Raw genomic sequence first — 26969 nt, 5'->3', positions numbered from 1 at the left:
TTGGGAGACGCACGCCCTGATGCAGACCCTGACCCACCCGGCCCGGGATCCCGCACCGGGCGCCGCGTCGTCGGACACCCCGGCGACCCGGATCGAGCGCCTCGCCCGCCACGCGGTCACCGGGGCGCTGGCGCTGGTCGCGGTCAAGCCGCTGCTCGACGTCGGTGAGTCGCAGGCGGGCGACAGGGTCGACGTCGGCGTCATCGTCACGGTGCTGGGCGCGCTGCTGATGCTGGGCGCGCTCGCCGCGGTGGTGTACACCGGGCGGCGGCTGCCCGCCCGCACCCTGCTGTTCATGCTGGTGGCGCTCGTCGCGATGCTCGTCATGTCCGGCATCGACTACCTGGCCGTGCCGGCCCGTGCGGATCTCCTGGACCTCTTCGACATTCGCCGCTACTCGATCTACGGCCCGCATCTGGAGCCGACCTCGGCCATCCCCGCCGAGGCGCTCCGGCTGGTCGTCGGCTTCGCCCCGCTGGCCCTGCTGGGCCTCGCGCTGCTGCGGCCGGGCTGGCTCTCCTCGCGACGGCTCGCGCTGGTCGGCGGGATCGTGGTGGCCGGGGCGGTCGTGCACTGCGTACTGGCCTGGCTCCAGGTGGCCGGGGTGCTTCCGTACTCGTTCTACTTCGAGCTGCCCGGGCAGAAGATCGGCCGGGCCTCCGGCGGCTACTACCACCCAATGTCGCTCGGCCGGCTGCTCATGTTCGCGGTGTTCCTGATCTACGTGCTCGGCGACCGCCTCCGACTCCGCGCGGCCGTGCGGTACGCCCTGATCGCGCTGTTCGTCGCCACCGGAGTCGTCTCCCTGCATCGCTTCACCATCGTCTGCCTGGCCGTCATCGTCGCCGCGTTCGAGGCGCGGCGGCTGCGCGGCTGGCGGACCGGCGTGACGCGCCGGAGGCTCCCGCTGGCCGTCGCCGCGGCGGTGGTCGTGGTCGCCGCGGTGACCGGCGCACTGTCCAGCGCCACGGTCCGCAACAAGGCTCACGTCACCCTCACCGAGGTCGGGTCGCTCGACGTCCGCTCCGACACGTTCATGCACGGCCGGGGCGCGATCTGGAACGACGTGGCGGAGATCCTGCAACGGTCCCCGCTGGACGTGTGGCTGTTCGGTTTCGGCTACGAGCCGTGGGACATGCACAACGACTGGCTGCGGGTGCTGGTCATCTGGGGCGTGATCGGGGTGGGGCTGACCCTCGCCGTCCTGGTGGGGCTCTACCGCCTGGTCCGGGCCCGGCTAAGCCCGGCCGGGCGTCTGCCGCTGGCCGTGCTCTTCGCTACGCTCGTCCTCTTCGGACTGACCCAGAAGCCGCTGGCCTACCCGTACTTCCTGTGGCTCTTCGTCGTCGGCCTGGTGCTGCTGCTCAGCATCGACCGGGAGACGGCCTCGGCGCCGGAGGAGGAGCGCGGCCCGGCGGCGGAGACAACGGCGGCGGAGGAAGGCGGGGACACGCCATGAGCTCCTGGTCCCCGGCGCCCCTGCGGGACCCCAATGCGCAACCAACCGCCGGGACCCGGGGCGTCCCCCGCCCCGCTCACCTACCCCAGCCGGCCGAGAAACCGCGGGTGGTGCCCACCTTCTCGGTCTGCATCGTCGTACGGGACCGGGCCGTGCTGCTCGTCAACGCCGTACGCAGCGTGCTCGCGAACGACTTCCCCGACTTCGAGGTGGTCGTCGTCGACGATGGCTCGCAGGTGCCGGTCACCCGGGTGCTGGACGAGGCGATGCTCTCCGCGGACGGTCGGGTCCGGGTGTTCGCCCAGCCGGCCAACGGCATCGCGCAGGCGCGCAACGTGGCGCTGCGGATGTCGACCGGCCGCTACGTCACCGTGCTCGACTCCGACGACGAACTCTCCGCGGACGCGCTCGCCCGGCTGCACCACCTGCTGAGCACCACCGGGGCGCACTGGATCTACACCGACTACCGCGAGGTGAGCGGGGAACGGGCGCGGACCATTAAGCTGCCCGACTACCGGAGCCCCGGCCGGATGCTGCTCGGCGTGCTGACCCGGCCCCGGCTGCCGTTCAAGCACTCCGGCACCACCATCGACCGCCGCGTGCTCGACCGCATCGGCGGCTACGACGAGAGCTTCCGGCTCTTCGAGGACATCGAGTTGGTGCTGCGCGCGCTGCGGTCCGGCGTTCACCCGCGCCGGTTGGCCCACCCCGTCGTACTGTTCCGGCGGCACGACGGCAACGTGACGCGAGGCCGGATGGGCGGCCTGGTGTTCTGGTTCCGACTGGTGGACATGTACCGGCCCTGCCGGGTGCCGGGGGCCGGACTGGGCATCAAGGCCCTGCGTGCCCTGAGCGAAGCGGGGAAGTGGCTTGTCACCCTCGGCCGTTGAGCTGCCAGCCAGCCCTCCCGCCCGGTCCCCGCGCGGCAACCGGCTCGTCGCGATGCTGGTGCACCTCGGGATGCTGGGGCTCAGCCAGGTCGGGGTGACCGTCGCCGCGTTCGCCACCCAGATCCTGCTGGCCCGCAGCCTGTCGCAGGCCCACTTCGGCACGTTCACCACCGCCCTGGCGATGGTCTCGCTCACCGCTCCGCTGGCCGTGTTCGGCGTCTCCGAGCTGTGGTTGCAGCAGTTCGGCCAGCAGGGCGCCGGGGCGTACCGCTGGGTGGGGCCCTCGGTCCGGGTGGTCGCCGCCTGCTGCGCGCTGATCGCCGCGGCGGTGCTGCTGTGGGGTGTCGCGGCGCTGCCCGACCCGCGGGCGGCCACCGTCCGGGCGTTGCTCGCCGCCGTGGTGGTCGCCCAGGCCGCGCTCGGGCTGGTCGCCTCGGTGCAGCAGTTGCGGGGCGACTACCGGGGGCTGTCCGCGCTCCAGTTCGCGCCGCACCTGGGTCGGGTGCTGGTGGTGCTCGCGGTATGGGCGGCGGGCCTGGGCGTGGTCGCCGCGGCCGCCGGATACGCCGTCGTCGCCCTGCTCACCGTGGTGGCCTGCCTGGTGGTGATGCGCCCGTTCGTCCGGGGCGTCATGCCGCTGGAGGGCCATCCCCGGGCCGACGCCCCGCCGTCACCGGATCGCTCTGTGGCGGTGCGCGTCGTGCTGGGCGCTGCGCTGCCCTTCGTGCTGGGCAACGTCTTCTACCTGCTGGGCATGTACCTCGGCACCGTGGTGGCCGGCGAGTTCCTCAGCCCGGAGGCGGCCGCCCTGCTGTCCGTGCCGATGTCCGTGCTGGCCGCCGTCTATCTGGTGCCCCGGGTCGTCTACCAGCAGTACTTCCTCGCCAGGCTGCACCGCTGGGCCGGCTCGGACCGCGATGCGATCCTGCTGGCCTACCGCTATGGCGGTGCCGGAATGTTGCTGCTCGGAGCGGTGGTCGCGGCGCTGGTGGCGCTGGCCGCCGGCCCGCTGCTGCCGGTGCTGCTCGGCGCGGAGTACGCGGACTCGGCAGCCGTGCTCGCCGTGCTGGCACTGGCCATTCCGTTCCGCTTCAGTGGCGCCGCCGTGGCGTCCCTGCTCACCAGCGGTGGCCTCCTCCGGCGCAAGGTCGCCTACCAGGGCGTCGGCGCGGCGGTCTACCTGGCCGCGCTGGCCGTTGCCACACCGGTGTGGGGCATCATGGGGGCGGCGACGGCCACCGTCGTCGCCGAGATTGCGCTCTGCTGTCTCTTCTGGGTCGCGGTGCGCCGGCGGGTGGTCGGCGACGCCACACTGCCGTCCTGGCGGGACGCCCGGCGCCGGCTGACAACGGAGGGTCCCCGTGCGACCTGAGCCAGCGCCCGCCGCCCGCCGTCCGCTCGTCGTCGGCTACTACGGCATGGACAACGTCGGGGACAACGCCTTCTGCGTGGTCGTGGACTGGGCGCTCCGGGCGTACTGGGGCTCGCAGGCGCCGGTCTTCGCGGCGCCTCCGCTGGTGGACCTGCCCGGCGACCGCACCGGAATGGATCCCCGCTGGTATGTCCGCGGCGGTGTGACCGGCCGCGCTGGCACGCTGCTCAACAAGGCCGCCCTGCTCCGGCGCTCCTCGATGCTGGTCTTCGGTGGCGGGTCGGTGTTCCGCGAGATGGGCCCGCTCAGCGAGAAGAAGCTCTTCTCCTACTTCTCCCGGGTGTCCGGGCATCCGATGGCCGCGCTCGGCGTCTCGGTCGGGCCGTTCCTGTCGCCGCTCGCCGAGCGGCGGCTGCTCGACGTGCTGCGCCGGATCGACTTCATCGGGGTGCGCGACCTCCCCTCCGCGGAGATCCTGCGGAACGCCGGGCATCCGGGCCTGCTGGTGCCCGCCGGCGACCTGGCCGGCCTGCTGCCCGAGGCGCTCGGCGAGCCCGTCCCGCCTCGGGCGCGCCGGCTCACCGCTGCGCGGGCCAGGCTGGGCGTGACCCTGCTCGGTGTGGACTACGAGGCCGGGGACGAGGAATCCCGGCGGCGTGAGGACGCGCTCATCGAGGGGGTCCGCGCCCTGGTCCTCAAGGAGCCGGTGGACGTCACGGTCTTCGTCTTCAACACCAATCCCGTGCACGGGGACGAGGGGGTCAGCCGGCGGTTGCGCGCGGCGGTCGAGGGGGTCTGCGACGTCCGCGTCGTCACCGCGCGGGACGGCGTACGCGCCTGCTGGGACGAGATGAAACGGTGCGACCTCGGCCTGCACATGCGACTGCACGGCGCCGTCTTCGCCTACCTGGCCGGGGTCCCGTTCACCCTGGTGCCCTACCAGAAGAAGTGCGACGACTTCCTGGACGAGATCGCCCAGCCGGCGTCGCTGCGCCTCGGCCGGGTCCCGCGCGACCCGGCGGAGGTCACCCGGATACTGGCCGCCATGCTCACCGACGACGCGGTGCCCGACCTGTCCCGGGCGGACTTCGCCGACCGTGCCCGGCTGAACTTCACCCAGGCGCCGTGGGCGCTCGGCGCCACCAACGAGCCGTCCCCGCGGTGACCGGGGACTCCCGCCGCCCGTCCAGGTCCACACTGCTGCTCGCGGTGACCCTGGCGGTCGGCGCCGTCCTGCTCGCCACGCTGGTGGTGGTCACCGCGAGCGGCCATGGGCGGTCCCCCGATCCGTCCGTCGCCGGCTCGCCGACGCCTTCCGCGCCGGCCCCCACCCCCGAGCGCGACAGGCTGCGCGAGCTGATGCCGTCCGGGGTGCGGATCGGCACTGCCATCGACGGGCGAGCGCTGAGCCTTGACTCCACCTACCGCGACGTGCTGGCCGCCGAGTTCGACACGGTGACCGCCGAGAACGCGATGAAGTGGCGCAACCTGGAGCCCTCGCAAGGGGTCTACGCCTGGGTCGGCGCCGACCAGCTCGTCGACTTCGCGCAGCGGAGCCGGCAGTCCGTCTACGGCCACACCCTGGTCTGGCACAACGACGTGCCACAGTGGGTGTCACCGGACTGGTCCCCGGAGCGGCTCCGCGCCGTGCTGCGCGCGCACGTCACCACCGTCGTCTCCCGCTACCGCGACCGGGTATGGGCCTGGGACGTGGTCAACGAGGCGCTCGACGAGGACGGCACGCTGCGGGACACGCTGTGGCTGCGCAAGCTCGGCCCCGGCTACATCGCCGATGCGTTCCGCTGGGCCCACGCCGCCGATCCGAGTGCCCGGCTGTTCATCAACGACTACGGGACGGAAGAGCGGACCCGCAAGTCCGATGCCCTGCTGAGGCTGGTGCGGGACCTGCGCGCCCAGGGGGTGCCGGTGGACGGGGTGGGCTTCCAGGCCCACCTCGAGTCGGACCGGCGGCCCGCGGGTCTCGCCGCCAACCTGCGCCGCTTCGCCGCCCTGGGCGTCTCCGTCGCCATCACCGAACTCGACGTCCGGGTGAAGCTGCCGGCCGGCCCGGAGAAGCTACACCAGCAGGCCGCCGTCTACCGGGACGTGCTGGCCGCCTGCCTGTCCGTGCCGGCCTGCGTGTCGCTGACCGTCTGGGGCTTCACCGACGCCCGGAGCTGGATCCCCGGCTACCACCGCGGCTACGGGGCCGCGTGCCTGCTGGACGCCCAGTACCGGCCGAAGCCGGCACACGCCGCCATGATCGAGCTGCTCGACACCAGGCGGCCGCGGGGGCCGGGCGCCTGACCGCCGGCCGGGTCATCGCTGGCCGCTGCCCACGATCTCCTTGACCGCGTCGCGGCGCACCGCATCGAAGAAGGTGCGCACCCTCGCCGGGTCCGGGAACACAACGCTCTCCGTGCCGACCCGGCCGGTGCCCTTCGTCGGGCTGGTAAAGAAGAACAGGTTGCCGCCCCGCAGGTTGCGCAGGTCGGCCGCCATGTCTAGCAGTGACATCCCCTTGTCCACCGACACCGCGGCCGACGACGCCTTGACGAAGTCGTTCAGCTTGCCGGGAGTGGTGAGGATGCCGCCAGAGGCGGCCCGGTCGAGGATGGCCCGGATCACCTGCTGCTGGTGGCGGATCCGGGCGAAGTCGCCGTCGGCGAACTGCTTGCGTTGCCGGGAGTAGTCCAGGGCCGTCTCGCCGTCCATGTGCTGCACACCCTTGGCGAACTTCCGGAACGGCGGGTGGATGGAGGTGAACTCCCGCTCCGCGTCGATGTCGATGCCGCCGATCGCGTCGATGATGTCCTTGAACCCGGCGAAGTCGATGATGGCCACGTGGTCGATCCGGACCCCGGTGAACTGCTCGACGGTCTGCACCATCAGCGGCACCCCACCCCAGGCGTACGCCGCATTGATCTTCGCGTCGCGGTCACCGTGCTGGCCGTCCTTCGAGCGCGGGACGTGCACCCAGGTGTCCCGCGGGATGGAGATCAGCTCGGCGCTTTTCCGGTCCTTCGGCAGGTGGGCCACGATGATCGTGTCCGACCGCGAACCGGTGGTGTTGTCCGGGTCCCGCGAGTCACTGCCGAGGATCATGATGTTCATGGCGCCCTTGGCGGCGACGGGCGGACGGGCCTCCTGCGGCACGCCCTGGAAGGCGTCGACCCGCTCGATGCGGGAGTCGACCGAGCGCAGGTAGAAGTACCCCCCGCCGACACCGCCGGCGCCGAGCAATGCCACCACCAGCAGCACGATCAGGGCGATGCGCCGCCCGCGCCGCCGACCCGGGGCCGGGTTGGTCGGCTCCTCGGCGGTCGGTTCCACCTCGGACGGTGCGGTCGGCGCGTCCGGCTCCGAGTCGACGGTCTGCTGAGGATCTGGCATGCGCGCGATGCTACTGACTGACGCTCCGTCACGCCGACCCTCGTCCGACCGGCCAGCCTCCGCCACCCGTTCGGCGCTTTCCTCCTCGGCCGTTGCCGCGAACCTGGTACAACGGCACGGGTGGATGCAATGAAGCTCCGCCGGGCCATCGCCCGGACCCGGCTCGCGCCGGTCGCCGCCTTCCCGAAGCGCCTGGCCCGGGTGGCCCGGCACGACGCCCGGGTGCTGCGCACCTCCGCCCGATGGCTGCTCACCTCCCGGGAGCACCACAACTACACGTACGAGCTGACCAAGCTCAGCCGGCACCACCTGGCCTGGTTCGTCAGCGTGGTCTGCGACGTCCCCGTCAAGCAGGTGCGCGGCTGGTTCGCCGAGATCGAGGGCGACGACAGGCTGCGCGCCCACATCGAGGCCGCCACCGCCGCCGCCTCCCGCCGGGGCCTGGCCGACCGCCAGGTCCGCTACGCCCGCCGCATCGGCTGGTACGCCGTCGTCCGCGCCCGCAAGCCCACCCACATCGTGGAAACCGGGGTGGACAAGGGCCTCGGCAGCTGCGTCCTGGCCGCCGCCCTGCTCCGCAACGCCGCGGAGGGCCACCCCGGCCGGCTCACCTCGCTCGACATCAACCCCGAGGCCGGCTACCTGGCCCGGGCCACCCCGTGGGCCGACGTGGTCGACCTCGTCATCGGCGACTCCGTCGCCTCGATCCGCGCGCTGGAGCGGCCGGTCGACCTCTTCCTGCACGACAGCGACCACAGCCGGGTGCACGAGCGCAGCGAGTTCGAGGCGGTCGAGCCGAAGCTGGCCCCCGGCGCCCTGCTGCTCACCGACAACGTCACCGCCACCAACGTCCTCGCCGAGCACGCCGAACGCACCGGACGGCGTTTCCTCGCCTACCGGGAGACCCCCGCCGGCCACTGGTATCCGGGCGACGGCATCGGCGTCGCCTGGTGACGATCCGCTCGCCGGCCTGCCGTTCGCCCCGCCTTAGCTTTCGCTTAGCCCGCTTGTCCGGCGCCGCACCGGTCCGGCAGCATCGACCGGCGTGACCGACGGCAGCGCTCCCCGCCGCCCCATGCCCACCGCCGACGCGCACCCGCCCACCCGGGCCGGCCGCCGCCGTGCCCCGGCCGGCCCGCGCCGCTGGCTCGCCGCCGGCGGCCTCGCCGCGCTCGCCGCCGTGGTCGGCGTGACCCTCGCGGTACGCGGCGGCGCCGCCCCCGCCTGCGCCGCCCCACCGCCCCGCGCCCTCCCCGCCGGCGCGCTCGCCGCACCACCGCTCGGCGGCACCGTCCACACCGGAAAGGCCACCTTCTACGACTCGAAGGGTGCCGGCGGCAACTGCTCCCGGCCCGCCGCACCCGCCAACCGGCTCTACGTCGCCCTCGGCCCCACCGAGTACGCGTCCGGCGCGTCCTGCGGCGGCCACCTCGACGTCACCGGCCCCAAGGGCACCGTCCGCGTCCTCGTCATGGACCAGTGCCCCGAGTGCGAACCCGGCCACCTCGACCTCTCCGCCGAGGCGTTCGCCCGGATCGCCGACCCGGTGCAGGGCGTCGTCAAGGTCAGCTACCGCGCCGTGGTCGACCCGCCGCTGCCCGGCCCGCTCACCTTCCGCGTCAAGGAGGGCGCCTCGCAATGGTGGTTCGCCGTCCTGGTCGGCGACCACGGCAACCCGCTGCGCGCCGTCGAGGTGCGGCAGGGCGAGTCCTGGCGCGCCGCCGCCCGCCAGGACTACAACTACTGGCTCATCGCCTCCGGCGCCGGCCCCGGGCCGTACCGCATCCGGGTCACCGACGTGTACGGCCACCGCACCACCGCCACGGGGATCCGGATGCTCCCGGGTCAGGTCCAGCGCAGCACGGTCCGGATGTACGGGGCCGCGGCCCCGGCCCGATCGGCCACATCCAGCCGCTCGCCCTCGGCTCGGCCCAGCCCCCGGCCCAGCGCCTCCGCCGCCCCGACGGTCACCGCGCCGCCTGGCACTCCCGCCGTGCTGGACGCGGCCGCCGCCCCGCCGGCCACGCCTGGCCCGGTCGCCACGGCCTGCGGCTGATCGTTCCCTGCACCGTCGGACCGGCCCGGCTCGGCGGAGGTTGATTCCGTGGCCGCCTGTCGAGCTGATGTCGTGAACGACTCACGACGGCCGAGTCGTTGCCGACGTCAGCTCGACAGCCGCCGCCGGGAACGGACGCGATCGTGCGCCACAGACGACCAGGGCCGCCCCGCAGGCGGCGTCAGGTCAAGGTGGCGACCCGACGGGCGGCTCGTGCGCCGAGCGCACGACCACTCCGGCGCGGCAAGGCGGAGATCAGGCTGCGCCGGCGTCCAGGTCGAGCCACATGAAGACCTCGTCCCGGTCGTCGCCCGGGGCGAGCCGCAGCGCGCCGGGCAGCCGCCCGACCTCGCGGTACCCGAGCCGCTCGTAGAACCCGCCCAGGCCCAGCCCGTCCCGGACGGTCACCTGCAGCGCCGCCAGGCCCAACTCCCGGCCGATCCGCTCGGCCTCGCGCATCAGCGCCGCGCCGTGGCCGCGCCCCTGCGTGTCCGGGTGCACCATGACGCGCTTCAACACCCGCCAGTGCGTCTTCAGGTGGAACCGGTTGTCCGCGATGATCAGCACGCCGACGAGGTGATCCCCCTCGTAGCCGGCCAGCAGCCGATCCGGCCCGTCGGCGATCGCGGCGAAGGTCGCCGCGGCCATGGGCCGCACGTCGGCCTCGGTCACCGGAGCGACGAAGCCGACCGCCCCGCCGGCGTTGGTCACGTCCACCCAGAGCGCGATGATCTGCTCGCGCAGCCCAGGGGTGAGGTCGGGGTCCAGAACGAAGCGCAGGTTCACGCCCGCCATCCTGCGCGAGGCGACGCGGCGCCGACCCGGGTTCGTGAGCTTCACGACATCGGCGCTAGTGCGGGAGAGGGGAGTCGAACCCCCACGTCCTTTCGGACAATAGGACCTAAACCTATCGCGGCTGCCTGTTACGCCACTCCCGCAGACCCGCTGAGTCTAGTGCGTCGGGCCTCCAGCGTGGTGAGCCCAGCCTCCCGCAGGATCGCCTGGACAGTGCGATGACTGATCGCCGTGCCGCTGCCGGAGGCCTCGCTCAGCGCCTCGGCGATTTTCCGGGAGCCGGCCTGGGGGTGCGCGAGTGCGAAGCGAATGACGGGATCCCGGAACCGGTGCTGGATCGGCCGGTCACGGACCCGCGATGGCGGTGCGATGGTTCCAGTTGCTTCAAGACGCCGCCGCAACCTGCTCACGTGATCTCTTGTGCACGCGAGGAGGTGGGCGGCCTCCACGGTCGTCATGCGGCCGGCACTGACCTCCCTGACCAAAGTCTCGGCATCCGGTGGCGGCCCGCCGCCCGATTGGAAGCGGGCCGAGACGTCCGCGGAGTCGGCCAGGTCGGCCTGCGTTCGGAGCCGGCCGGCGTAGGTCGCGGTCTGGCTGTGGCAGTTGGGACACAGCAGCCGGAGGTTGGGTGGCCGGTTGTCGAGTCGGTCGCCGTTGATGTGGTCGACGTGGAGGATGAGAGGAGCGTCCTGCCACCGTGGGCCGAGGCCACAGATCTCACATCGTTCGGGCACGCCGATGGCAGCCAGGGCGCGCCGGAGCCGGAAGCCGGGCGTTCTCGCCGCGTCCGGCGGCAGCCGGACCAGAGCCTCTGACGGTGCCTGCCGATGACCCTGCACGCCGCGGTTGTGGCCTTGGCCCGTGAAGTGCGAGGTGTCGATGCCGAAGCGCTTGAGCTGCCGACTGACGTGCGCGTGCGACCCGCCGCTCACCCGGACGCCGAGCAGCCGCATGACCTCGGTGACGCTGCGCGCCCGCGCCGCCGCTGCCGCCAGCCGCTCGGGTGGGTACTTGTAGCGAGGCATGCGCCGACGGTAACGGCGGCCTACGACGGGTCAGTCGAGGCCGAGGTCGCGGCGCAGCTTGGCGACGTGCCCGGTGGCCTTGACGTTGTAGAGCGCCCGTTCGATCTTCCCGTCCTCGTCGACGACGAAGGTCGAGCGGATCACGCCGGTGACGGTGCGGCCGTACATCTGCTTCTCGCCGAACGCCCCGTACGCGGTCAGCACCGACTTGTCGGTGTCCGCGACCAGCGGGAACGTGATGGCGTCGCGGTCGCGGAACTTGGCCAGCTTCTCCGGCTTGTCAGGGGAGATGCCGATCACCTCGTAGCCGGCGGCCTGGAGGGAGGCGAGCGAGTCGCGGAAGTCGCAGGCCTGCTTGGTGCAGCCGGGCGTCATGGCGGCCGGGTACGCGTACAGGATGACCTTGCGGCCGCGGAGGTCGGCCAGGGACAGGGTCCCGCCGTTGTCGGTGGGGAGGGTGAACTCGGGGGCGGGGTCGCCGGGGTTCAGGCGGTCGGTCATGGCGGAGACGATACCGCCGTCGTCGGGTCCGGGGCGGGTGTCGACGCGCCGCCCGCGTGATGATCACCATGGCTTGTTGCAAGGGATTGGCAACAACGGCCGCGCACAAATAAGCTCAGCGGGTGGAGACCCTGGCGATGCACATCTCGAACGGGATCATCGACGGTCCCGTCGCCGCGGTGTTCGCGGCCCTCGCGCTGGCCGTGCTCACCTTCTGCGTGCTGCGCGGGCGCCGTGACCTCGACGACCGGCTGGCCCCGATGGCCGGCCTGGTGGCCGCGTTCATCTTCGCCGTGCAGATGCTCAACTTCCCGATCTTCACGGCGGGGGTCAGCGGCCACCTGCTCGGTGGCGCCCTCGCCGCGCTGCTGGTCGGCCCGTGGGTGGGCGCGCTCTGCGTCGCCGTGGTGCTGGTCGTGCAGGCGCTGGTGTTCGGCGACGGTGGGGTGGCCATGCTCGGCCTCAACATCACCAACATGGCGCTCCTCGGCACCGCCGCCGCCTACCTGCTGATCGCGCTGCTGCTGCGGGTGCTGCCGCGCACCCCGGCCGGGCTCGGCGTCACCGCCTTCGTCTCCGCGCTGGTCAGCGTCGTGGTGGCGTCCCAGGGGTTCGTGCTCGAGTACTGGCTGGGGGGCACCACCGACCTGGGCGGCAACCTGGCCGGGCTGTCCGGCACGATGGCCGGCGTCCACCTGCTGATCGGCATCGGCGAGGGCCTGATCACCGCGACCACCGTGGTCACCGTCGCCAAGGTCCGCCCCGACCTGGTGTACGCCCTGCGCGCCCTCAAGCCGGCCGTGCCGGCTCCCGCCGTCCCGGTCGCCGGAGGTGCCCGATGAGCAAGCGTTCCTGGCCGTTCGTCCTGGGCGGCCTGCTGGTCGCCCTGCTGCTGGCCGGCGTGGTCAGCAACTACGCCTCGGCGCACCCGGACGGGCTCGACTCGTCGCTGCTCAAGGGCTGCACGGTGAACGCCGACGACGAGATCACCGGCGGCACCTGCCCGGCGCAGCAGGCGAAGGAGCATGAACTGGCGGACAGCCCGCTCGCCGACTACGGCGTGCGCGGGGTGGGCAACGGCTTCCTCTCCACCGGCCTGTCCGGCGTGCTCGGCGTGCTGCTCACCTTCGCCGTCGGCGGCGGCCTGTTCTGGCTGACCCGTCGCCGCGGTCCGACGACCGGCTCGGCGACCGGCTCGGCCACCGGCCCGGCGACCGGCCCGGCCGGTTCCCGCAGTGAGCCGGCCGCCGACGAGCGTCCGGCGCGCGCCGCCGGCACCCGCTGAGTCCCGGATGGGTGCCGGCCACGCGCACGTGCTCTACCGCGAGTCGTCCTCCGCGGTGCACCGCCTCCCGCCGGAGGTGAAGATCGCCGCGATGGTGCTGTTCACCCTCGCGGTGGTTGCCACGCCCCGGGAGGCGTACTGGGCCTTCGGCGGTTACGCCCTGCTGGTCGTCGCCGTGGCGGCGCTGGCCCGGGTGGGGCCGCGCTGGCTGCTCGGCCGGGCGCTGATCGAGCTTCCGTTCGTGCTGTTCGCGTTCGCGCTGCCGTTCTTCGGCACCGGGGAGCGGGTCGAGGTGGCCGGGCTGAGCCTCTCCGTCGACGGGCTGCACGGCGCGTGGAACATCCTGGCCAAGGGCACGCTCGGCGTACTCGCATCGCTCCTGCTGGCGGCGACCACGACGACGCGGGACCTGATCGTCGGCCTGGACCGGCTGCGCTGCCCGCAGATCCTCACCCAGATCGCCACGTTCATGCTGCGCTACCTGGACGTGCTGGTGGGCGAGGCCCGGCGGATGCGGGTGGCCCGGATGTCCCGGGGTGACGACCCGCGCTTCCTCTGGCAGCTCCGTGGTTTCGCCGCCGGGGTCGGCGCGCTCTTCCTGCGCGCCTTCGAGCGGGGCGAGCGGGTCTACCTGGCCATGGTCTCCCGTGGCTACACGGGCCGGATGCCGGCGGTGTGGCAGGGGGCGGGCGCGGCCACCGCCGGCCAGTGGGCGGCCGCCGCGACCGTGCCGGCGATCGCGGCCACCATCGCCGCCGTCGCGCTCGTCCTGACATGATCGGGTACGTGCAGCAGCCGCCCTCCCTGGACGTCCGTGGCGTCCGGTACGCGTACCCGGACGGTCACGTCGCCCTGCACGGGGTGGACCTGACCGTGCCGCGTGGCGACCGGGTGGCGCTGCTCGGGCCGAACGGCGCCGGCAAGACGACCCTGGTGCTGCACCTCAACGGCATCCTCACCCCGACCGGGGGCACGGTCAGCGTGGGCGGCCTGACGGTGAGCCGGGACCGGGACACGCTGGCCGAGATCCGCCGCCGGGTGGGCATCGTCTTCCAGGACCCGGACGACCAGCTCTTCCTGCCCACCGTCGCCGAGGACGTGGCGTTCGGGCCGGCCAACCTGGGGCTGCGCGGGGCGGAGCTGGCCGCCCGGGTGGACGAGGCGCTCGCCGCGGTGGGGATGGCCGAGCACCGGGACCGGGCGCCGCACCATCTCTCGTTCGGGCAGCGCCGCCGGGTGGCGGTGGCCACCGTGCTGGCCATGCGCCCGGAAATCCTGGTGCTGGACGAGCCGTCGTCGAACCTCGACCCGGCCGCCCGCCGGGAGCTGGCGGAGATCCTGCGCGGCCTCCCGGTGACCCTGCTCATGGTCACCCACGACCTGCCGTACGCGGCGGAGCTCTGCGACCGCTCGGTGATCCTGGACGCCGGCCGCGTGGTCGCCGACGCACTCACCCTGGAGTTGCTCTCCGACGAGCGCCTGCTCGCCGAGCACCGCCTGGAGCTGCCCTACGGCTTCGTGCCCCGCGCGTCCTGAGTCAGCGTGCGACGGGGCGTCGCGGGAGTGACGCGGGCGGCCCGGGAGGCGGTGCGCAGGCGCAGGAGGCCGGCGGCGACCGCGCCGACGCCGGTGGCCAGGGCGACGGTGACGAGGACACGGGCGAGGGTGGGCGGGCCGGCGACCGGGGCCACCGAGCGGGACAGGACGGCCAGGTTCGAGACGCCGGCGAACAGGGTCAGGCAGGCGCCGGCCAGTGCCAGCGCGAAGTCGGCGGCGGGACGGCGGGCCAGCGCGTAGCCGCCGGCGGCGAGCGCGCCGAGCCCGGTGAGCAGCGTCCACATCTGCCCGGTGAGCAGTTCGAGGAGCATCCCGCCGGCCCCGGCGGCGCCGGTGTCCACGGCCTTGGCGACGGTGAGCGCCACGGTCGCCGCCCCGCCCAGGGCGAGCAGCGCGCCGACCCCGCGCAGGGCGCGGACGCCGGTGGCGGTGCCGGCCGGGACCAGGCCGGCCGCGCCGATCACCAGGAAACCGAGGGTGGCCGCCGCCCACCAGGGGTACGCGTCCGGCGGCGGCACCCAGTCCAGGGTGCCGCGCACCTCGATCGTGCCGGTGCGGGCGCGCAGCGGCACCACCCAGTCGCGGACCCGCTGCTCCCGGTCGGGGGCGGCGGCCACCTGGGCCGGCGGGTCCGACTCCAGCCAGAGCGTCCGCTGGTCGTGCCAGCGGGCCGTCGGCCCGTCGGCGATCCGCCGCCAGACCGGCGCGGCGGCCGGGTCGGCCTCGGGCGGGAGCTGGGTGTCCCCGGCGAGGGTGCGGTTGAGGTAGGTGGCGGGGGAGCGGGTGTTCTCGTACACCCCGCCGGGACCGATCCGCAGGTACGGCTCGCCGGAGTAGCCGAGCACCTCGACGTCGGCCCCGGTGCGGTTGGTCAGCTCCAGCCGGGCGCCGGCCTCGACCATCCGGGCGGTGAGCCCGGGGCGGGCCGGGCCGATCCCGGTGACCTCGGCCCGGTAGTCGGTGCCGTCGGGGGCGTCCGCGCCGTGCGCGGCGGCCGGGGTGGCGAGGGCGAGGAGGGCGGCGAGCGCGGTGGTGACCACCAGGGCGGCCCGCCGCAGCGGTGCGGGGATCACTTGCGGGCCGCCTCCACGGCCGCCCTGATCCCCTCGGGGCTGCGGTCCCCGATGTCCTTGCCGTTCACCCGGATGGTCGGGGTGCCGGTCACGCCGGACTTGCTGGCGTCGTCGGTGACGTGCTCGCTCCACGTCTTGTACTTTCCGTCCTGCACGCAGGAGCCGAAGTCGTCGCGGTTGAGCCCGACGCCCGCGCCGATGTCGATCAGCTCGTCGTCGCTGAGCCCGGCGCTGCCCTCGGCGGGCTGCCGGGCGAAGAGCTGGTCGGTGAACTCCTTGAACTTTCCGCCCTGCGCGGCGCAGCCGGCGGCGGCCGAGGAGCGGGTGGAGTATTCCGTGGTGGAGAAGCGGTTGAGGAAGGCCACCGGATGGAAGTTCACCCGGATCTTGTCCTCGTTGATCAACTGGTTGATCGTCGCGCCGCTGGTTTCCTGGAACTGCTTGCACACCGGGCAGAGGTAGTCCTCGTAGAGGTCGACGGTGACCGCGCCCTGGCCGAGGACGATGGCCGTGCCGGGCGGGTTGGCGCCGGGCGGGGTGGTGAAGGTCTCCGACTTCTGGCTGGAGAAGACCGCCCAGCCGATCAACCCGGCGATCACCAGCACCGCCACCGCGGCGACGGAGGTCCAGATCGTGCGGGTGCGCCGCTTCTCCCGGGCGATCTGGTTGCGGACCATCTGGGCCGCGTTCTTCCGCCCCTTGCGACTACTCATCGTCGACCTCCACGGTGTCGCCCGCCAGCCAGCCGTCCACCGAGAACGGGGTGCGGGGCCAGGTCAGCAGGAACCCGGCCAGTACCAGGAATCCCAGGTCCCGGAGGATCTCCGGGAGGTAGCTCGGGGCCTGGCCGGCGGCGAGCTGCCCGCCGCTGCCGAAGCACCCGCAGTCGATGGCCAGGCCGCGGGACCAGGCCGAGGCGATGCCGGTGACGAAGACGACCAGCAGCGCCGCGGAGATGCCGGCCGCCAGCCGGGTGGCCAGTCCGACGAGCAGGAGCACGCCGAGCGCCAGCTCGACGAAGGGCAGCGCGGCGCCGATCACGGTGGCCAGGTCGTACGGCAGCACCTGGTAGGCGTTGACCGCCCGGCCGGAGGCGGCCAGGTCGTCGACCTTGGTGGCGCCGGCGACCAGCCAGACGGCGGCCAGGCCGAGGCGTGCCGCGATGCCGAGCCACGGCCGGGCGGCGGGCCAGCGGGCGGCCGGGATGCGGGGTGCGGTCACGGTCGTTGGTCGCTTCGGATCCGAGGAAAGTTCCACGATCAGCCGGTCAACGCGTCGCCGACGGCCTCGACCAGCTCGTCGCGGGCTCGGGCGACGCGGGAGCGGATGGTGCCCACCGGCACCCCCTCCACCGCGGCGGCCTCGGCGTACGACAGGCCGAGCAGTTGGGTGAGCACGAACGCGGAGCGCCGTTCGGCGGGGAGCCGGCGGACCAGGTCGGTGGCGCCGAGCTGCCCGGACGGGTCCGGGTGGGGCCGGTCGGTGGCCGCGTGCGCGGCGAGCCTCGCGTCGAGCCGCCGGCGGCGGACCACGGTACGGAGGTGGTCGGCGCAGGCCCGCCGGGCGATGCCGAGCAGCCAGGTCCGCGCGGTGGACCGACCCTCGAAGGCGGGCAGCGCCCGGAACGCGCGCAGGTACGTCTCCTGGGTCAGGTCGTCCGCGCTGTCCGGCTCGACCAGGGCGGCGGCGAAGCGCCACACCTCGGCCTGGGTGGCCCGGACGAAGGCGGCCTGGGCGACCGGGTCACCCGCCCGGGCGGCCAGCGCCCAGTCGGTGGCGGCGTCCCGCGCAGCCTCGCGCGCCGCCGCGGGGCGGTCGGTGGAGGTGTCGCGCGGCGCGGGGATCACGACAGACGAGGTTACGCGGAGTACCTGTGTCGGACAGGGTCCTTCGGCCCATTACGTGGTCCCGCCCACGCCGGGAACTTTTTCCGTCCGCCCGCCGACTACCCGATCATGACGTGCGACGACGTACGCGTGGCGCTCGCCGCGGGGCTGGACGGGGAGGACCCGCAGGTCCCGCTCCGGGCGCTGGGGCGGGTGAGCGGCGGGACGGAGCGCCGGCTGCCCACGGCGCTCGCGCCGGGGCGCGGATGAGGTCGGGTCGCCGGGTACCGAACGGTTCGGGAAGCATGACGGTCATGACTGCTGCCGTACGCCGCCGCCCCGTGGCCGTCGCCGACCGTCCCTGGGCCGCCCGGCTGGCGACCGCCGCCGGGCTGCTGGTCACCCTCGTCGCCCTGCTGTTGGCCCCGGCCACCCCGGCCAGCGCCCACGCGGTGCTGGTGAGCAGCAGCCCCGCCGCCTCGGCCGTGGTGCCCAGCGCGCCCGCCGAAGTGGTGATCACCTTCAGCGAGGGGGTCCGCAAGGTCCCCGACAAGGTCCGGGTGATCGCGCCCGACGGCTCCCGGGCCGACCGGGGCGAGCCCACCTTCAAGGGCGCGGTGGTCACCATCCCGGTGGACCCGTCCGGCGCGCGCGGCACCTACCTGGTCAGCTACCGGGTGATCTCGGCCGACAGCCACCCGGTCTCCGGCGCGTTCACCTACTCGGTCGGCGCGCCGTCCACCCCGCCGACGGACAGCGGCGCGGACATCCGGGCCAACCCGGTGGTGGGCAACGCGGTGAAGGTGGCCAAGTACCTCGGCTACGTCGGGCTGCTGCTGCTCGTCGGCCCGGCCCTGGTGCTGGCCGCGCTGTGGCCCCGCCGACTGTCCCGGCGCGGTCCCGCCCGGCTGGCCTGGTGGGGGCTGGGCCTGCTGGCCGTGGCCACGGTCGCCGAGCTGTGGCTCCAGGTCCCCTACACCAACGGCGGCGGCCTGTTCGACGTCACCGGCTCCGGCTTCGGCGACGTGCTGGGCAGCACCTACGGCGCCACGCACCTGGTCCGGCTCGGTCTGCTGGCCGCGGCGGCGTTCCTGCTCCGCCCGCTCTTCGCCGGGCCGGTCGGCCGCACCGACGGGCTCATCCTGGCCATCCTCGGCGGGTCGGCGCTGTTCACCTGGCCCCTCGCGGGACACCCGGCCGCGTCGCCCGCGCCCGCCGTGTCGGTGGTGGTGGACGCCGTGCACCTGGGCGGCATGGCCGTCTGGCTGGGCGGCCTGGTGATGCTCGCGGTCTTCCTGCTGCGCCGGGCCGACGAGCGGGAGCTGGACGCGATCCTGCCGATCTGGTCCCGCTGGGCGGCGCTGGCGGTGGCCGCGCTGCTGCTCGCCGGCACGGTGCAGGGGCTGATCGAGGTAGCCACCCCGAAGGCGCTGGTCGACACCACGTACGGGCGGCTGCTGCTCGCCAAGATCGTGCTGTTCGCACTGGTGATCGGGGTGGCCGCGTACTCCCGGGCGCTGGTCCGGCGGCGCGCCGCCGCGGGCCGTCCGGGGTCGATGCGGCGGGCGGTGGTGGCCGAGCTGGCGATCACCGCGGTGGTGCTCGGCCTCTCGGCGACGCTGGTGCAGACCACGCCGGCCCGGACCGCCTCCGCCACCGTGGCCGGGGCCCCCGACAACTTCTTCTCCGCCACGCTGAGCAGCCCGCTCTACTCGCTGCAGGTCGAGCTGGACCCGGCCGAGACCGGCAGCAACTCGCTGCACCTCTACGCGTACACCAAGGACAACCGGCCTCAGCCGGTGCAGGAGTGGAAGGCCACCGCCGCGCTGCCGTCGGCCGGCATCGAGCCGATCACGATCCCGCTGCTGCCGCTGACCGACAACCACGCCTTCGGCGAGATCAACCTCCCGGCGGCGGGGCAGTGGCAGCTCCGCTTCACCGTCCGCACGTCCGACATCGACCAGGCCACGGTGACCGCCACCGTGCCCGTCACGTAACGGAAGGCTCGCCCACATGATCCGTCTCCGGCGTCCCGCAACCGCCGCAGCACTCACCCTCGCCGCCGTGGCCACGGCCGTGCTCGGTCTGGCCGGGTCGGCCTCGGCGCACGTCACCGTCAACCCGAAGGAGGCCACGCAGGGCAGCTACGGCCGCTTCGCGTTCCGGGTGCCGAACGAGAGCGACACGGCGTCGACCACGAAGGTCGAGGTGAACCTGCCGGAGAACGCCCCGGTCGGCTCGGTCTCCACCATGCCGGTCCCCGGGTGGACGGTCGCGGTGGAGAAGCGCAAGGTCGACCCGCCGATCGAGGTGCACGGCAGCCAACTCACCGAGGCGGTCTCCAAGCTCACCTGGACGGCGGCCCCGAACGGCGGGGTGAAGCCGGGCGAGTTCCAGGAGTTCCCGGTGTCGATGGGCCCGCTGCCGCAGGTCGACCGGATGGTGTTCAAGGTGCTCCAGACCTACTCGGACGGCAACGTCTCGCGCTGGATCGAGGAGCCCACGCCGGGCGGGGAGGAGCCGGAGAACCCCGCGCCGGTGCTGACCCTGGCCGCCGCCTCGGCGTCCGCCTCGCCCGTCGCGAGCGCCCCGGCCGCCGCCGCCGCCGCCGACGACGACGCCGACACCGGCGCCGCCACCGCGTTCGGTGTGGCCGGTCTCGTGGCCGGCCTGGCCGGCCTGATCCTCGGCGGGCTGGCCTTCCTGCGTACCCGCCGGGGGCCCGCCGCGAAGTCCTGACCTGCGTCGCCACGCCGGCCCGTCGGATCTTCCGGCGGGCCGGCGGCCTTTCCGCGGTCCTTCGGGTGCTTGCGTGGATATCCGGCGAATCGCAGGTCGGCGTCGGTAAGGTCGGCCGGGTACTTCGCTACCGAGGGGGACGACGCGAATGCGTTTCGTGCGCACGATCGCCGGCATGCTGCTGTTGACCGTGGGGATTCCGGCCCTGCTGGCGGGCGCGGGGCTCTGGCTCGCCGCCCGGCACGCCGACCCGGACGGCGGCTTCGCCGCCCGCTTCGAGACGATCCGCACCCCCGCCCGGGCGGTCGTGGTGACCGACGTGGACGCGCTGCTCCGGGCCGAGGCGCCGGTCGCCCGGGCCGGGCAAGCCCGGCTGCGGCTCACCGCGCGGACCGCCGACGGCCCCGCCTTCCTCGGCCTCGCGCCGACCGACCAGGTGCGACGGTGGCTGGCCGACGTCCCGCACACCACCGTGCGCCGGGTCGCGCTGGCCCGGGGGCCGCTGCCGGTCCGCCTCGACCCGACCACCGCCGGCACCGCGGCCGCCGTCCCGCTCGGCCAGGACCTGTGGGTACGCCAGGGCGTCGGCGCTCTGGAGTGGAGCCCGGCCGAGCTGGCCGACCGGTCGCTGAGCCTGGTGGTGATGCGGCCGGACGGGCGGGCCGACCTGGCCCTGGATCTGCGCGCCGAACTGCGCGCCGGCTGGTTCCCCGGGGTGGCCTGGGCGCTGCTGGCCGGCGGGACGCTGCTGGTGGTGCTCGCCGTGGTGCTGCTGCTGCGCCCGGTCCGCCCGCGCGAGGTGGTCTTCGTGGTCGAGCCCGACCAGGTTCCGGTGCTGGCCGGCCGGCTGGGCGTCAGCTCGCTCAGCGGGCTGGGCCAGCGGGCGGAGTCGTCCGCCCTGCCCGACCGGCAACTGGTCTCGGTCGGGTCGGGGCCCGCCGAGCGGTCCCGGGTGGCCATCGGCCCGGTGCCGAGCCGGCGGCCGGAGAGCCTCGCCGACCTGCCGGTGGACCCGGACTGGTCGTGGCCCCCGGTGACCACCGCCGAGACGCCGCGCCCGGTCCGGCCGGCCCCGCCGGTCGACGAGTGAACCGGCCCCTACGGCGGTGGCCCTCCGCGCTGCCGACGCGGAGGGCCACCGTCACCGGGGGATCGGTGCTACCTGGGAGAAACCTGAGGTAGTTGGGACCAGATTAGCGCCGAACAACGCTTCTCGCGAGTTCTGTCCGGTTAGTGCCCGTTTCCGGCCGGGGCGTCGGCACCCGCCGGCGGCGCTGGCCGGCGGCTCGGGAGCACGGCCAGCAGCAGCAGGCTGAGCAGCACGTACGCGTTGCGGACGACGAAGTCCACGGGATCGTCGGTGCGCGCCGGGGCGACGCCCCAGTCCTGAAACGTGACCACCCCGTAGACGATCACAAGGCCGGTGCCGACGGCCAGGACGAGCAGCCACCGTCGCCGGCGGGCACCCTCCACGGTGGCCGGGTCGGCGTCCAGCGCCGCGTCGATCAGCACCACCACCGCCGGGATGAACCAGTACAGGTGGTGGCTCCAGGTGATCGGGCTGACCAGCCCACCGACCAGGCCGGTCAGGGTGAGGCCGGCCAGCGCGTCCCCGACCCGCGCCGCCCGGGCGGCCCGCCACAGCCCGTACCCGGCGACCAGCAGCGCCAGCAGCAGCCAGGGAAGCTGGCTCGGCTTGTCCGGCGCGGTGATCCGGCTGAGCAGGCCGAACAGCGACTGGTTGCCGGTGTAGTCGGTCCGGCCAACCCGGTCGGTCGCCCACAGCTCGTGGGTCCAGAACCGCCACGAGTCGCCGGGCGCGACCGCCGCCGCGAGCAGCGTGGCCAGCGTCGCGGTCACCGACGCCACCACGGCCGCCCGCCAGCGCCGGGTGGCCAGCAGGTAGAGCACGAAGATGCCGGGGAAGAGCTTGAGCGCCGCCGCCAGCCCCACGCCCACGCCGGCCCAACGTCGCCCCTGGGGTACGGCGAACAGCAGGTCGCCCAGGATCAGCACCACCAGCAGCATGTTGATCTGCCCGAAGGTGATCGTCTCCCGGGTGCTCTCCACCGCGAGGACCAGCAGCACGGCCACCGTGACGCTGAACAGCTTCGGCAGGTCATGCCGCCGCACCAGGGGCAGCACCAGCCAGCGGGTGGTCACCACCACGCCTACCACGGTGAGCACCGTGAAGATCGCGATGGTGACGCCGAGCCGCGGAAGCGCGAACGGCCACAGCACCAGTCCGGCGAGCGGGGGATAGGTGAAGTACAGCAGGCCCTGCACCCGGTCCGGCTGCACGTAGTCGTAGAGCGGATGACCGGCCCGCCACCAGTCCATCGCGCTCATGTAGATCTTGAGATCGAGAAACTTGTGGTTGAGGCCCGGACGGTAGAGCGCCGGCAGCAGCGCCGCGAGTGCCACCACCGTGACCAGCCGACGGGCCGTACGCCCGCCCGGGTCGTCCTCGGTGACGGCTGGTGGTGCGACGGGTTCGGCTGGCACGGGGAAACCCTAGCGGTCCACCTCGGCGAGGGTGCTTCAGGCGCGGGCGGGTCGGCGGCGCGTAGTCTGTGGCGGTGGCTGATCTTCTCGTCTGGATCGACTGTGAGATGACCGGGTTGGACCTCGGCCGGGACAGGCTGATCGAGGTCGCCGCTCTCGTCACCGATCCCGACCTCAACGTGCTCGGGGAGGGCGTCGACGTGGTCATCCACGCCGACGAGGCGGCGCTGGAGGCGATGCCGGAGATCGTGCGCACCATGCACGCGAAGTCCGGCCTCACCGAGGAGGTGCGCCGCTCCACGGTCACCCTGGCCGAGGCCGAGGACATGGTGCTCGACTACGTCACCAGCCACGTGAAGGATCCGCGCACCGCCCCGCTGTGCGGCAACTCGATCGCCACCGACCGGGGCTTCATCGCCCGGGACATGCTCCGGCTCGACGCCCACCTGCACTACCGGATGATCGACGTCTCCTCGATCAAGGAGCTCTGCCGGCGCTGGTACCCGCGGGTGTACTTCGGTCAGCCGCAGAAGGGGCTGGCCCACCGGGCGCTGGCCGACATCCGGGAGAGCATCCGGGAGCTGGAGTACTACCGGCGGACCGTCTTCGTGCCGCTGCCCGGCCCGGACGTGGAGAGCGCCAAGGCGATCGCCGCCCAGCTCTGAGCCCCGCCGGGCGGGCTGGCCGCAACCCGGTGGACGGGGCCGGCAGGGGTGTGGCTATTATTAGTCCGCGCCCCGCCCGGGTCGACCCGGCGCGGAGAGCATGGTGGCTGTAGCTCAGTTGGCAGAGCACCGGGTTGTGGTCCCGGTTGTCGTGGGTTCAATTCCCATCAGTCACCCCAGAAGACCGAAGCCCCCTCCTCCGGGAGGGGGCTTCGGTCTTTTCCGGTTCTCGAAGCGGCGAGCGGCCCCCTCCGGGTGGAGGAGGCCGCTCACTGCCCGTCGGTCAGGGAGTCGGCTCGACGCTCGGCTCGTCCGCGTCCGGGCTGGTGTCGTCGCCCGGCTCGGCCGGCGGCTCGTACGGCAGGGCGCTGCCCTTGACGTACTCGTCCCAGCTCATGTTCCAGTCGGTCCAGCCGTTGCCGTTCTGGAGCTTGCGCTCGGTGCCCTTCACCGTGATCGGGTCGCCCATGCGGGTGTTGCTGAACAGCCAGTTGCCGTCCTTCATCGAGACGTTCACGCAGCCGTGCGACACGTTCGTCCGGCCCTGCACGCCCTCCGACCAAGGCGCGGCGTGGATGAACTCGCCACCCCAGGTGAGCCGCTGCGCGTAGTCGATCTCAGTGCGGTAGCCCTCCTCGGGGCCCAGCTCCTCCATGGTGTCGAAGACCGTGTGGCGAAGCTTCTCGATCACCACCATCGTGCCGCTGGACGACGGGGTGCTCTTCTTGCCGAGGCTCACCAGGATCGTCTTGATCACCTTGCCGTCCTTGGTGACCGTCATCTTCTTGGTGCGGTTGTCGACGGTCATCACGAACGACGGGCCGATCTTGACGTCGACGGTCAGGTCGGAACGGCCGTACCACCCGTCGCCGAGCGGCAGCCCACCCGCCTGCACCTTGTAGCTCACCGTGCTGTTGGCCTTCCAGTACGACTTCGGCCGGTAGTGCACCTCGGTCGGGCTGATCCAGTGCCAGATGCCCTCCTGGGCGGGCTTCGCGGTGACCGTCATCCGGCGCTGCAGGTCGTCGCGGTAGTCCTCCGGGATGGCCCGGCCGAACTTGACGATCAGCGGCATGGCCACCCCGACGACCTGGTTGTCGCCGAGGAAGCTGGTGACCCGGATCTGCTTGCCGGGCTTCGCCATGGTGGTGAAGGTGCTGGTCGCGGTGGCCGCCTTGCCGTCGTCGCCGGTCGCGGTCACCGTGGCCGTGTACGTCTCGCCGTAGCCGAGCGCGCCGTCGGGGACCCAGCTCTTCCCGTCCTTCGCGAGCTGGCCCTCGACGACCTTGCCGGCGGAGTCCTTGAGCTCGACGGTGGTCTCCTGCGCCTCCTTCGTCGTGAAGGTGACGGCGGTGGAGGCCGGCACGTCCTTGGCGTCGGCCGCGGGCTCGGTGATGGTGGCCGCCGCCTTCGGGCCGCTCTCGCCGCCCCCCTGCCAGTTCGACGACTTGTCCCCGTCGCCGTCGCCGCCGCCGCTGGTGCAGGCGGTCAGGGCCATGGCGGCGGCGAGCACCGCGGCCGCGAACACGCGGCGTCGCCCGCCGCGTCGGGCCGCCCCGCCACGGATCAACTCGTCCTGGCTAGCTCGCATGTTTCCCTCACAGTCGTGGTCCCGGGTCCCATCGTCCCCTACAGACGCACCGGAACGGTTACCCGTTGCAGGAAGTGAACCGAAACACCCCGCCCGTGATGTAACGATTCTGATATCGTGCGGCGCTTTGTCGGGTGGAGTGGTCTCCCCTCCGCCCGGCAGTACGCGGACGAACGGCCACCGACGGCAGCGCGTCCGCCCACGTTACGCCTGGTCAGAAGGGCGATCCCTGGCCACCCTCGGGTACCGGCACGGCGCTGCCCGCGACGAACTGCGACCAGCTCATGGTCCAGGCCGTCCAGCCGTTGCCCGGCTCCAGCCGCCGCTCCGTGCCCTTCACCGTGATCGGATCGCCGACCAGCGTCTTGCCGAAGAGCCACCGGCCGTTCGCCATGGAGACGTTGACGCAGCCGTGCGAGACGTTCGCCCTGCCCTGCACGCCCTCCGACCAGGGTGCGGCGTGGATGTACTCGCCACCCCAGGTGAGCCGCTGGGCGAAGTCGATCTTCGTGACGTACTGGTTGCTGGGGTCCGGCTCGTCACGGGTGTCGAAGACCGTGGACTCCTTCTTCTCCATCACCACCATGGTGCCGCTAGAGGAGGGGGTGCTCTTCTTGCCCAGGCTCACCGGCAGGGTGCGGACCACCGCCCCGTTCTCGTACACCGTCATCTGCTTGGTCGCGTTGTCGACCTTCATCTCGAACGCGCGGCCGATCTTGGCGGTGGCGCTCCGGTCGACGTTGCCGTAGCGGCCGTTGCTCAGCGGGATCCCGGCCAGCGCCAGCCGGACGGTGATCGTGGTGCCCGGCTTCCAGTACTCCGGCGCCCGGTAGTACGCCTGCGTGCCGTTGTAGACCCAGTGCCAGGCGCCCGGCTGCGGCGGGTCGGTCTGCACGAACATCCGCTTCTGCACCGCGGCGCGGTCCTTCTTCGGGATGCCCGGCGAGAACTCGGCAACCACCGGCATGCCCACCCCGTAGGTCTTGCCGCTGAACATGTACAGCCCGGAGCCGATCATCGACTTCGGCTTGGCCATCGTGGTGAAGCTGCTGGTGCCCTGCCGGGTCTGGCCGTCCGTGCCGGTGCCCGTGACCGTGGCGGTGTACCGGGTCGCGTACTTCAACGCGGCCGACGGGACCCAGGACGAGCCGTCCCGGCGCAGCCGTCCGGCGACGGTCGCGCCGTTGGCGGCGGTGAGGACGACCTTCGACACCTTGCCGCCACCCGGAATCCTCGCGCCGATCTCGGTGCTGACCGGACGCTTGTCGGACCCGTCGGCCGGGCTCACCGTCAGCGCCGGCAGAGCGGGCGGGCTCGGCTCGCCCGTCGTGCCCGGCGACGTGGTCGCCACCGCGTCGCCCTGCTGCGCGCCGGCCACGAACGCCGGCTTCTTCTGGTCATCGCCGCACCCGGTCAGTGCCAGCGACGCCGTGAGGACCAGGACGCCCACCACCGCCCCGGACCGCGCGAACCTGCCCATCCCCACCTCTGTTCTCGCGTGCCTGGCGGACATCGTGCCCCATGAGAGCCCGCGGCCTGCGCCCCTCGACCGGACAGACGCGAACTTTGGGGGCTTTCGCCGGTTAAGCTCGACCGAAGGGGGGAGCCCGGTATCGGATTGGAACCCGGGTCGGCGTGCGTGCTAAGGTTCTTCCCGTTGTCAGCGAGCGCCGCTAGCTCAACTGGCAGAGCAGCGGACTCTTAATCCGCGGGTTCGGGGTTCGAGTCCCTGGCGGCGCACACTTCAGGTCAGGCCCGGTGCAGTGCACCGGGCCTGACCTTTTTCGGCCTGCCACCCCCGCTCGCCGGGCCGAGCAGCGCGGCTTGGCGCGCCGGCCGCGACCGGCCGGCACCGACGGTGGAGCGGTGGCCGCCCCCGGAGGAGGCGGATGGGCGACGTGTTACCGTTCCTGCCGTTGCCGGCGAGCGCCGCTAGCTCAACTGGCAGAGCAGCGGACTCTTAATCCGCGGGTTCGGGGTTCGAGTCCCTGGCGGCGCACGGTTCGGTCAGGCCCGGTCCTTCGCGGACCGGGCCTGATGTCTTTTCGGCCCGCACCCGGCCCCGCGCGCCTCTGTCGAGATCATTGGACAGTTGTCGTTCGTGACGAACGGCAACTGTCCAAGATCGGCGGCGGGTTCGCGACGTCTGCGTCGTGTGGGGTGAGTGTCCGGGTCGGGGGTGTGATCGGCGGCATCCGGGTGGCGGAATGGCGGGTGGGTGGGAGTCGTTGTAT

At 73.1% G+C, this 26969-nt stretch carries 27 protein-coding genes and 4 tRNA genes; 19 read left to right on the top strand and 12 right to left on the bottom strand.

Annotated elements, in window-relative coordinates; genetic code table 11:
* Positions 1-19: 19 nt before the first annotated feature.
* The 5 genes from ACFYPD_RS20610 (at position 20) to ACFYPD_RS20590 (ending at position 6028) form a co-directional block, all read left to right on the top strand.
* Complete coding sequence (locus ACFYPD_RS20610; protein ID WP_387115717.1) at positions 20-1459, top strand: O-antigen ligase family protein; 1440 nt, start codon at positions 20-22, stop codon at positions 1457-1459.
* Between the two features lie 107 nt (positions 1460-1566).
* Positions 1567-2349, top strand: a complete 783-nt coding sequence (locus tag ACFYPD_RS20605; RefSeq protein ID WP_387115714.1) for a glycosyltransferase — start codon at positions 1567-1569, stop codon at positions 2347-2349.
* Positions 2350-2401: 52 nt separating this feature from the next.
* Entirely contained in the window at positions 2402-3721 is a 1320-nt protein-coding gene (locus tag ACFYPD_RS20600) for a lipopolysaccharide biosynthesis protein (RefSeq protein WP_387115711.1), read from the top strand.
* A complete protein-coding gene (locus tag ACFYPD_RS20595) occupies positions 3711-4886 on the top strand; it encodes a polysaccharide pyruvyl transferase family protein (RefSeq protein WP_387115708.1) in 1176 nt (391 codons plus the stop codon). Before ACFYPD_RS20600 ends, ACFYPD_RS20595 begins: the two co-directional genes overlap by 11 nt.
* Positions 4883-6028, top strand: a complete 1146-nt coding sequence (locus ACFYPD_RS20590) for an endo-1,4-beta-xylanase (RefSeq protein WP_387115705.1) — start codon at positions 4883-4885, stop codon at positions 6026-6028. Before ACFYPD_RS20595 ends, ACFYPD_RS20590 begins: the two co-directional genes overlap by 4 nt.
* Before the next feature lie 12 nt (positions 6029-6040).
* Here the strand turns inward: ACFYPD_RS20590 and ACFYPD_RS20585 are convergent, their stop codons facing one another.
* Entirely contained in the window at positions 6041-7114 is a 1074-nt protein-coding gene (locus ACFYPD_RS20585) for an LCP family protein (RefSeq protein ID WP_387115702.1), read from the bottom strand.
* A 129-nt stretch (positions 7115-7243) separates the two neighbouring features.
* Between ACFYPD_RS20585 and ACFYPD_RS20580 the strand changes: the two genes are divergently transcribed.
* Both ACFYPD_RS20580 and ACFYPD_RS20575 read left to right on the top strand, forming a co-directional pair.
* Complete coding sequence (locus tag ACFYPD_RS20580; protein ID WP_387116486.1) at positions 7244-8068, top strand: O-methyltransferase; 825 nt, start codon at positions 7244-7246, stop codon at positions 8066-8068.
* 91 nt (positions 8069-8159) lie between these two features.
* A complete protein-coding gene (locus ACFYPD_RS20575) occupies positions 8160-9170 on the top strand; it encodes an expansin EXLX1 family cellulose-binding protein (protein WP_387115699.1) in 1011 nt (336 codons plus the stop codon).
* 255 nt (positions 9171-9425) lie between these two features.
* Here the strand turns inward: ACFYPD_RS20575 and ACFYPD_RS20570 are convergent, their stop codons facing one another.
* From ACFYPD_RS20570 to bcp, 4 genes are all read right to left on the bottom strand, one after another.
* The gene (locus ACFYPD_RS20570; protein ID WP_387115696.1) at positions 9426-9956 is read right to left on the bottom strand and encodes a GNAT family N-acetyltransferase; all 531 of its coding nucleotides are present in this window, start codon (positions 9954-9956) and stop codon (positions 9426-9428) included.
* Positions 9957-10024: 68 nt separating this feature from the next.
* A tRNA-Leu gene (locus ACFYPD_RS20565) sits at positions 10025-10108 on the bottom strand.
* Positions 10094-10993, bottom strand: a complete 900-nt coding sequence (locus ACFYPD_RS20560; protein WP_387115694.1) for an HNH endonuclease — start codon at positions 10991-10993, stop codon at positions 10094-10096. Before ACFYPD_RS20560 ends, ACFYPD_RS20565 begins: the two co-directional genes overlap by 15 nt.
* Before the next feature lie 30 nt (positions 10994-11023).
* A complete protein-coding gene (bcp, locus tag ACFYPD_RS20555) occupies positions 11024-11494 on the bottom strand; it encodes a thioredoxin-dependent thiol peroxidase (protein WP_387115691.1) in 471 nt (156 codons plus the stop codon).
* Between the two features lie 122 nt (positions 11495-11616).
* Between bcp and ACFYPD_RS20550 the strand changes: the two genes are divergently transcribed.
* Genes ACFYPD_RS20550 through ACFYPD_RS20535 form a run of 4 tightly spaced genes read left to right on the top strand, consistent with a single transcriptional unit; the run spans position 11617 to position 14315 of the window.
* Positions 11617-12336 carry an energy-coupling factor ABC transporter permease gene (locus ACFYPD_RS20550; protein ID WP_387115688.1) on the top strand — a complete coding sequence of 240 codons (720 nt, stop codon included), beginning with the start codon at positions 11617-11619 and terminating at the stop codon, positions 12334-12336.
* Positions 12333-12779, top strand: coding sequence for a PDGLE domain-containing protein (locus tag ACFYPD_RS20545; protein WP_387115686.1), 447 nt, complete (start codon positions 12333-12335; stop codon positions 12777-12779). The genes ACFYPD_RS20550 and ACFYPD_RS20545 overlap by 4 nt, the downstream gene beginning before the upstream one ends.
* A 7-nt stretch (positions 12780-12786) precedes the next feature.
* Positions 12787-13557, top strand: coding sequence for a cobalt ECF transporter T component CbiQ (cbiQ, locus tag ACFYPD_RS20540; protein ID WP_387115683.1), 771 nt, complete (start codon positions 12787-12789; stop codon positions 13555-13557).
* Positions 13554-14315 (top strand): energy-coupling factor ABC transporter ATP-binding protein, encoded by a 762-nt coding sequence (locus ACFYPD_RS20535; protein WP_387115680.1) that lies wholly within the window; start codon positions 13554-13556, stop codon positions 14313-14315. Before cbiQ ends, ACFYPD_RS20535 begins: the two co-directional genes overlap by 4 nt.
* Here the strand turns inward: ACFYPD_RS20535 and ACFYPD_RS20530 are convergent.
* From ACFYPD_RS20530 to ACFYPD_RS20515, 4 genes are read right to left on the bottom strand one after another with little or no spacing between them, the layout of a single operon-like run.
* The gene (locus ACFYPD_RS20530) at positions 14288-15409 is read right to left on the bottom strand and encodes a hypothetical protein (protein WP_387115678.1); all 1122 of its coding nucleotides are present in this window, start codon (positions 15407-15409) and stop codon (positions 14288-14290) included. The two genes, ACFYPD_RS20535 and ACFYPD_RS20530, sit on opposite strands and share 28 nt — an antisense overlap.
* A complete protein-coding gene (locus ACFYPD_RS20525) occupies positions 15406-16122 on the bottom strand; it encodes a DsbA family protein (protein ID WP_387115675.1) in 717 nt (238 codons plus the stop codon). Before ACFYPD_RS20525 ends, ACFYPD_RS20530 begins: the two co-directional genes overlap by 4 nt.
* Positions 16115-16630, bottom strand: a complete 516-nt coding sequence (locus tag ACFYPD_RS20520; RefSeq protein WP_387115673.1) for a MauE/DoxX family redox-associated membrane protein — start codon at positions 16628-16630, stop codon at positions 16115-16117. The genes ACFYPD_RS20525 and ACFYPD_RS20520 overlap by 8 nt, the downstream gene beginning before the upstream one ends.
* 38 nt (positions 16631-16668) lie before the next feature.
* Positions 16669-17256, bottom strand: a complete 588-nt coding sequence (locus tag ACFYPD_RS20515; protein WP_387115670.1) for a sigma-70 family RNA polymerase sigma factor — start codon at positions 17254-17256, stop codon at positions 16669-16671.
* Positions 17257-17364: 108 nt separating this feature from the next.
* On the opposite strand from ACFYPD_RS20515, the gene ACFYPD_RS20510 reads away from it, so the two are divergent.
* The 4 genes from ACFYPD_RS20510 (at position 17365) to ACFYPD_RS20495 (ending at position 21064) form a co-directional block, all read left to right on the top strand.
* A complete protein-coding gene (locus ACFYPD_RS20510; protein WP_387115667.1) occupies positions 17365-17505 on the top strand; it encodes a hypothetical protein in 141 nt (46 codons plus the stop codon).
* Positions 17506-17540: 35 nt separating this feature from the next.
* A complete protein-coding gene (locus ACFYPD_RS20505) occupies positions 17541-19232 on the top strand; it encodes a copper resistance CopC/CopD family protein (RefSeq protein WP_387115664.1) in 1692 nt (563 codons plus the stop codon).
* Between the two features lie 16 nt (positions 19233-19248).
* Complete coding sequence (locus ACFYPD_RS20500; RefSeq protein WP_387115662.1) at positions 19249-19974, top strand: YcnI family protein; 726 nt, start codon at positions 19249-19251, stop codon at positions 19972-19974.
* Between the two features lie 175 nt (positions 19975-20149).
* Entirely contained in the window at positions 20150-21064 is a 915-nt protein-coding gene (locus ACFYPD_RS20495; protein WP_387115659.1) for a hypothetical protein, read from the top strand.
* A 140-nt stretch (positions 21065-21204) separates the two neighbouring features.
* Here ACFYPD_RS20495 and ACFYPD_RS20490 read toward each other — a convergent pair whose 3' ends face one another.
* Positions 21205-22479 (bottom strand): glycosyltransferase 87 family protein, encoded by a 1275-nt coding sequence (locus tag ACFYPD_RS20490; protein ID WP_387115656.1) that lies wholly within the window; start codon positions 22477-22479, stop codon positions 21205-21207.
* Between the two features lie 68 nt (positions 22480-22547).
* On the opposite strand from ACFYPD_RS20490, the gene orn reads away from it, so the two are divergent.
* Positions 22548-23144, top strand: coding sequence for an oligoribonuclease (orn, locus tag ACFYPD_RS20485; RefSeq protein ID WP_387115653.1), 597 nt, complete (start codon positions 22548-22550; stop codon positions 23142-23144).
* A gap of 103 nt (positions 23145-23247) precedes the next feature.
* Positions 23248-23323: transfer RNA gene (locus tag ACFYPD_RS20480), tRNA-His, on the top strand.
* 104 nt (positions 23324-23427) lie between these two features.
* On the opposite strand, the gene ACFYPD_RS20475 is transcribed toward ACFYPD_RS20480, so the two are convergent.
* Both ACFYPD_RS20475 and ACFYPD_RS20470 read right to left on the bottom strand, forming a co-directional pair.
* A complete protein-coding gene (locus ACFYPD_RS20475) occupies positions 23428-24735 on the bottom strand; it encodes an Ig-like domain-containing protein (RefSeq protein ID WP_387115650.1) in 1308 nt (435 codons plus the stop codon).
* Between the two features lie 214 nt (positions 24736-24949).
* Entirely contained in the window at positions 24950-26215 is a 1266-nt protein-coding gene (locus ACFYPD_RS20470; protein ID WP_387115647.1) for an Ig-like domain-containing protein, read from the bottom strand.
* Positions 26216-26402: 187 nt separating this feature from the next.
* On the opposite strand from ACFYPD_RS20470, the gene ACFYPD_RS20465 reads away from it, so the two are divergent.
* Positions 26403-26475: transfer RNA gene (locus ACFYPD_RS20465), tRNA-Lys, on the top strand.
* Between the two features lie 186 nt (positions 26476-26661).
* Positions 26662-26734: transfer RNA gene (locus ACFYPD_RS20460), tRNA-Lys, on the top strand.
* Positions 26735-26969: the final 235 nt, after the last annotated feature.

Origin of the sequence: Micromonospora sp. NPDC005299, assembly GCF_042872345.1 — a bacterium.
In the GTDB taxonomy this organism is placed as follows: Bacteria; Actinomycetota; Actinomycetes; order Mycobacteriales; family Micromonosporaceae; genus Micromonospora.
The sequence above is the reverse complement of the archived record's forward strand: the minus strand, read 5'-3'. Positions and strand labels throughout refer to the sequence as shown.

Excerpts from the sequence above, each read along its gene's own strand:
- ACFYPD_RS20500 (WP_387115662.1), top strand. The coding sequence starts at position 19,249 with ATGATCCGTCTCCGGCGTCCCGCAACCGCCGCAGCACTCACCCTCGCC.
- ACFYPD_RS20535 (WP_387115680.1), top strand. The coding sequence starts at position 13,554 with ATGATCGGGTACGTGCAGCAGCCGCCCTCCCTGGACGTCCGTGGCGTC.
- ACFYPD_RS20475 (WP_387115650.1), bottom strand. The coding sequence starts at position 24,735 with ATGCGAGCTAGCCAGGACGAGTTGATCCGTGGCGGGGCGGCCCGACGC.
- ACFYPD_RS20545 (WP_387115686.1), top strand. The coding sequence starts at position 12,333 with ATGAGCAAGCGTTCCTGGCCGTTCGTCCTGGGCGGCCTGCTGGTCGCC.
- ACFYPD_RS20600 (WP_387115711.1), top strand. The coding sequence starts at position 2,402 with ATGCTGGTGCACCTCGGGATGCTGGGGCTCAGCCAGGTCGGGGTGACC.
- ACFYPD_RS20610 (WP_387115717.1), top strand. The coding sequence starts at position 20 with ATGCAGACCCTGACCCACCCGGCCCGGGATCCCGCACCGGGCGCCGCG.
- ACFYPD_RS20505 (WP_387115664.1), top strand. The coding sequence starts at position 17,541 with ATGACGGTCATGACTGCTGCCGTACGCCGCCGCCCCGTGGCCGTCGCC.
- ACFYPD_RS20510 (WP_387115667.1), top strand. The coding sequence starts at position 17,365 with ATGACGTGCGACGACGTACGCGTGGCGCTCGCCGCGGGGCTGGACGGG.
- bcp (WP_387115691.1), bottom strand. The coding sequence starts at position 11,494 with ATGACCGACCGCCTGAACCCCGGCGACCCCGCCCCCGAGTTCACCCTC.
- ACFYPD_RS20580 (WP_387116486.1), top strand. The coding sequence starts at position 7,244 with ATGAAGCTCCGCCGGGCCATCGCCCGGACCCGGCTCGCGCCGGTCGCC.
- cbiQ (WP_387115683.1), top strand. The coding sequence starts at position 12,787 with ATGGGTGCCGGCCACGCGCACGTGCTCTACCGCGAGTCGTCCTCCGCG.
- ACFYPD_RS20560 (WP_387115694.1), bottom strand. The coding sequence starts at position 10,993 with ATGCCTCGCTACAAGTACCCACCCGAGCGGCTGGCGGCAGCGGCGGCG.
- ACFYPD_RS20585 (WP_387115702.1), bottom strand. The coding sequence starts at position 7,114 with ATGCCAGATCCTCAGCAGACCGTCGACTCGGAGCCGGACGCGCCGACC.
- ACFYPD_RS20525 (WP_387115675.1), bottom strand. The coding sequence starts at position 16,122 with ATGAGTAGTCGCAAGGGGCGGAAGAACGCGGCCCAGATGGTCCGCAAC.
- ACFYPD_RS20495 (WP_387115659.1), top strand. The coding sequence starts at position 20,150 with ATGCTGCTGTTGACCGTGGGGATTCCGGCCCTGCTGGCGGGCGCGGGG.
- ACFYPD_RS20470 (WP_387115647.1), bottom strand. The coding sequence starts at position 26,215 with ATGGGCAGGTTCGCGCGGTCCGGGGCGGTGGTGGGCGTCCTGGTCCTC.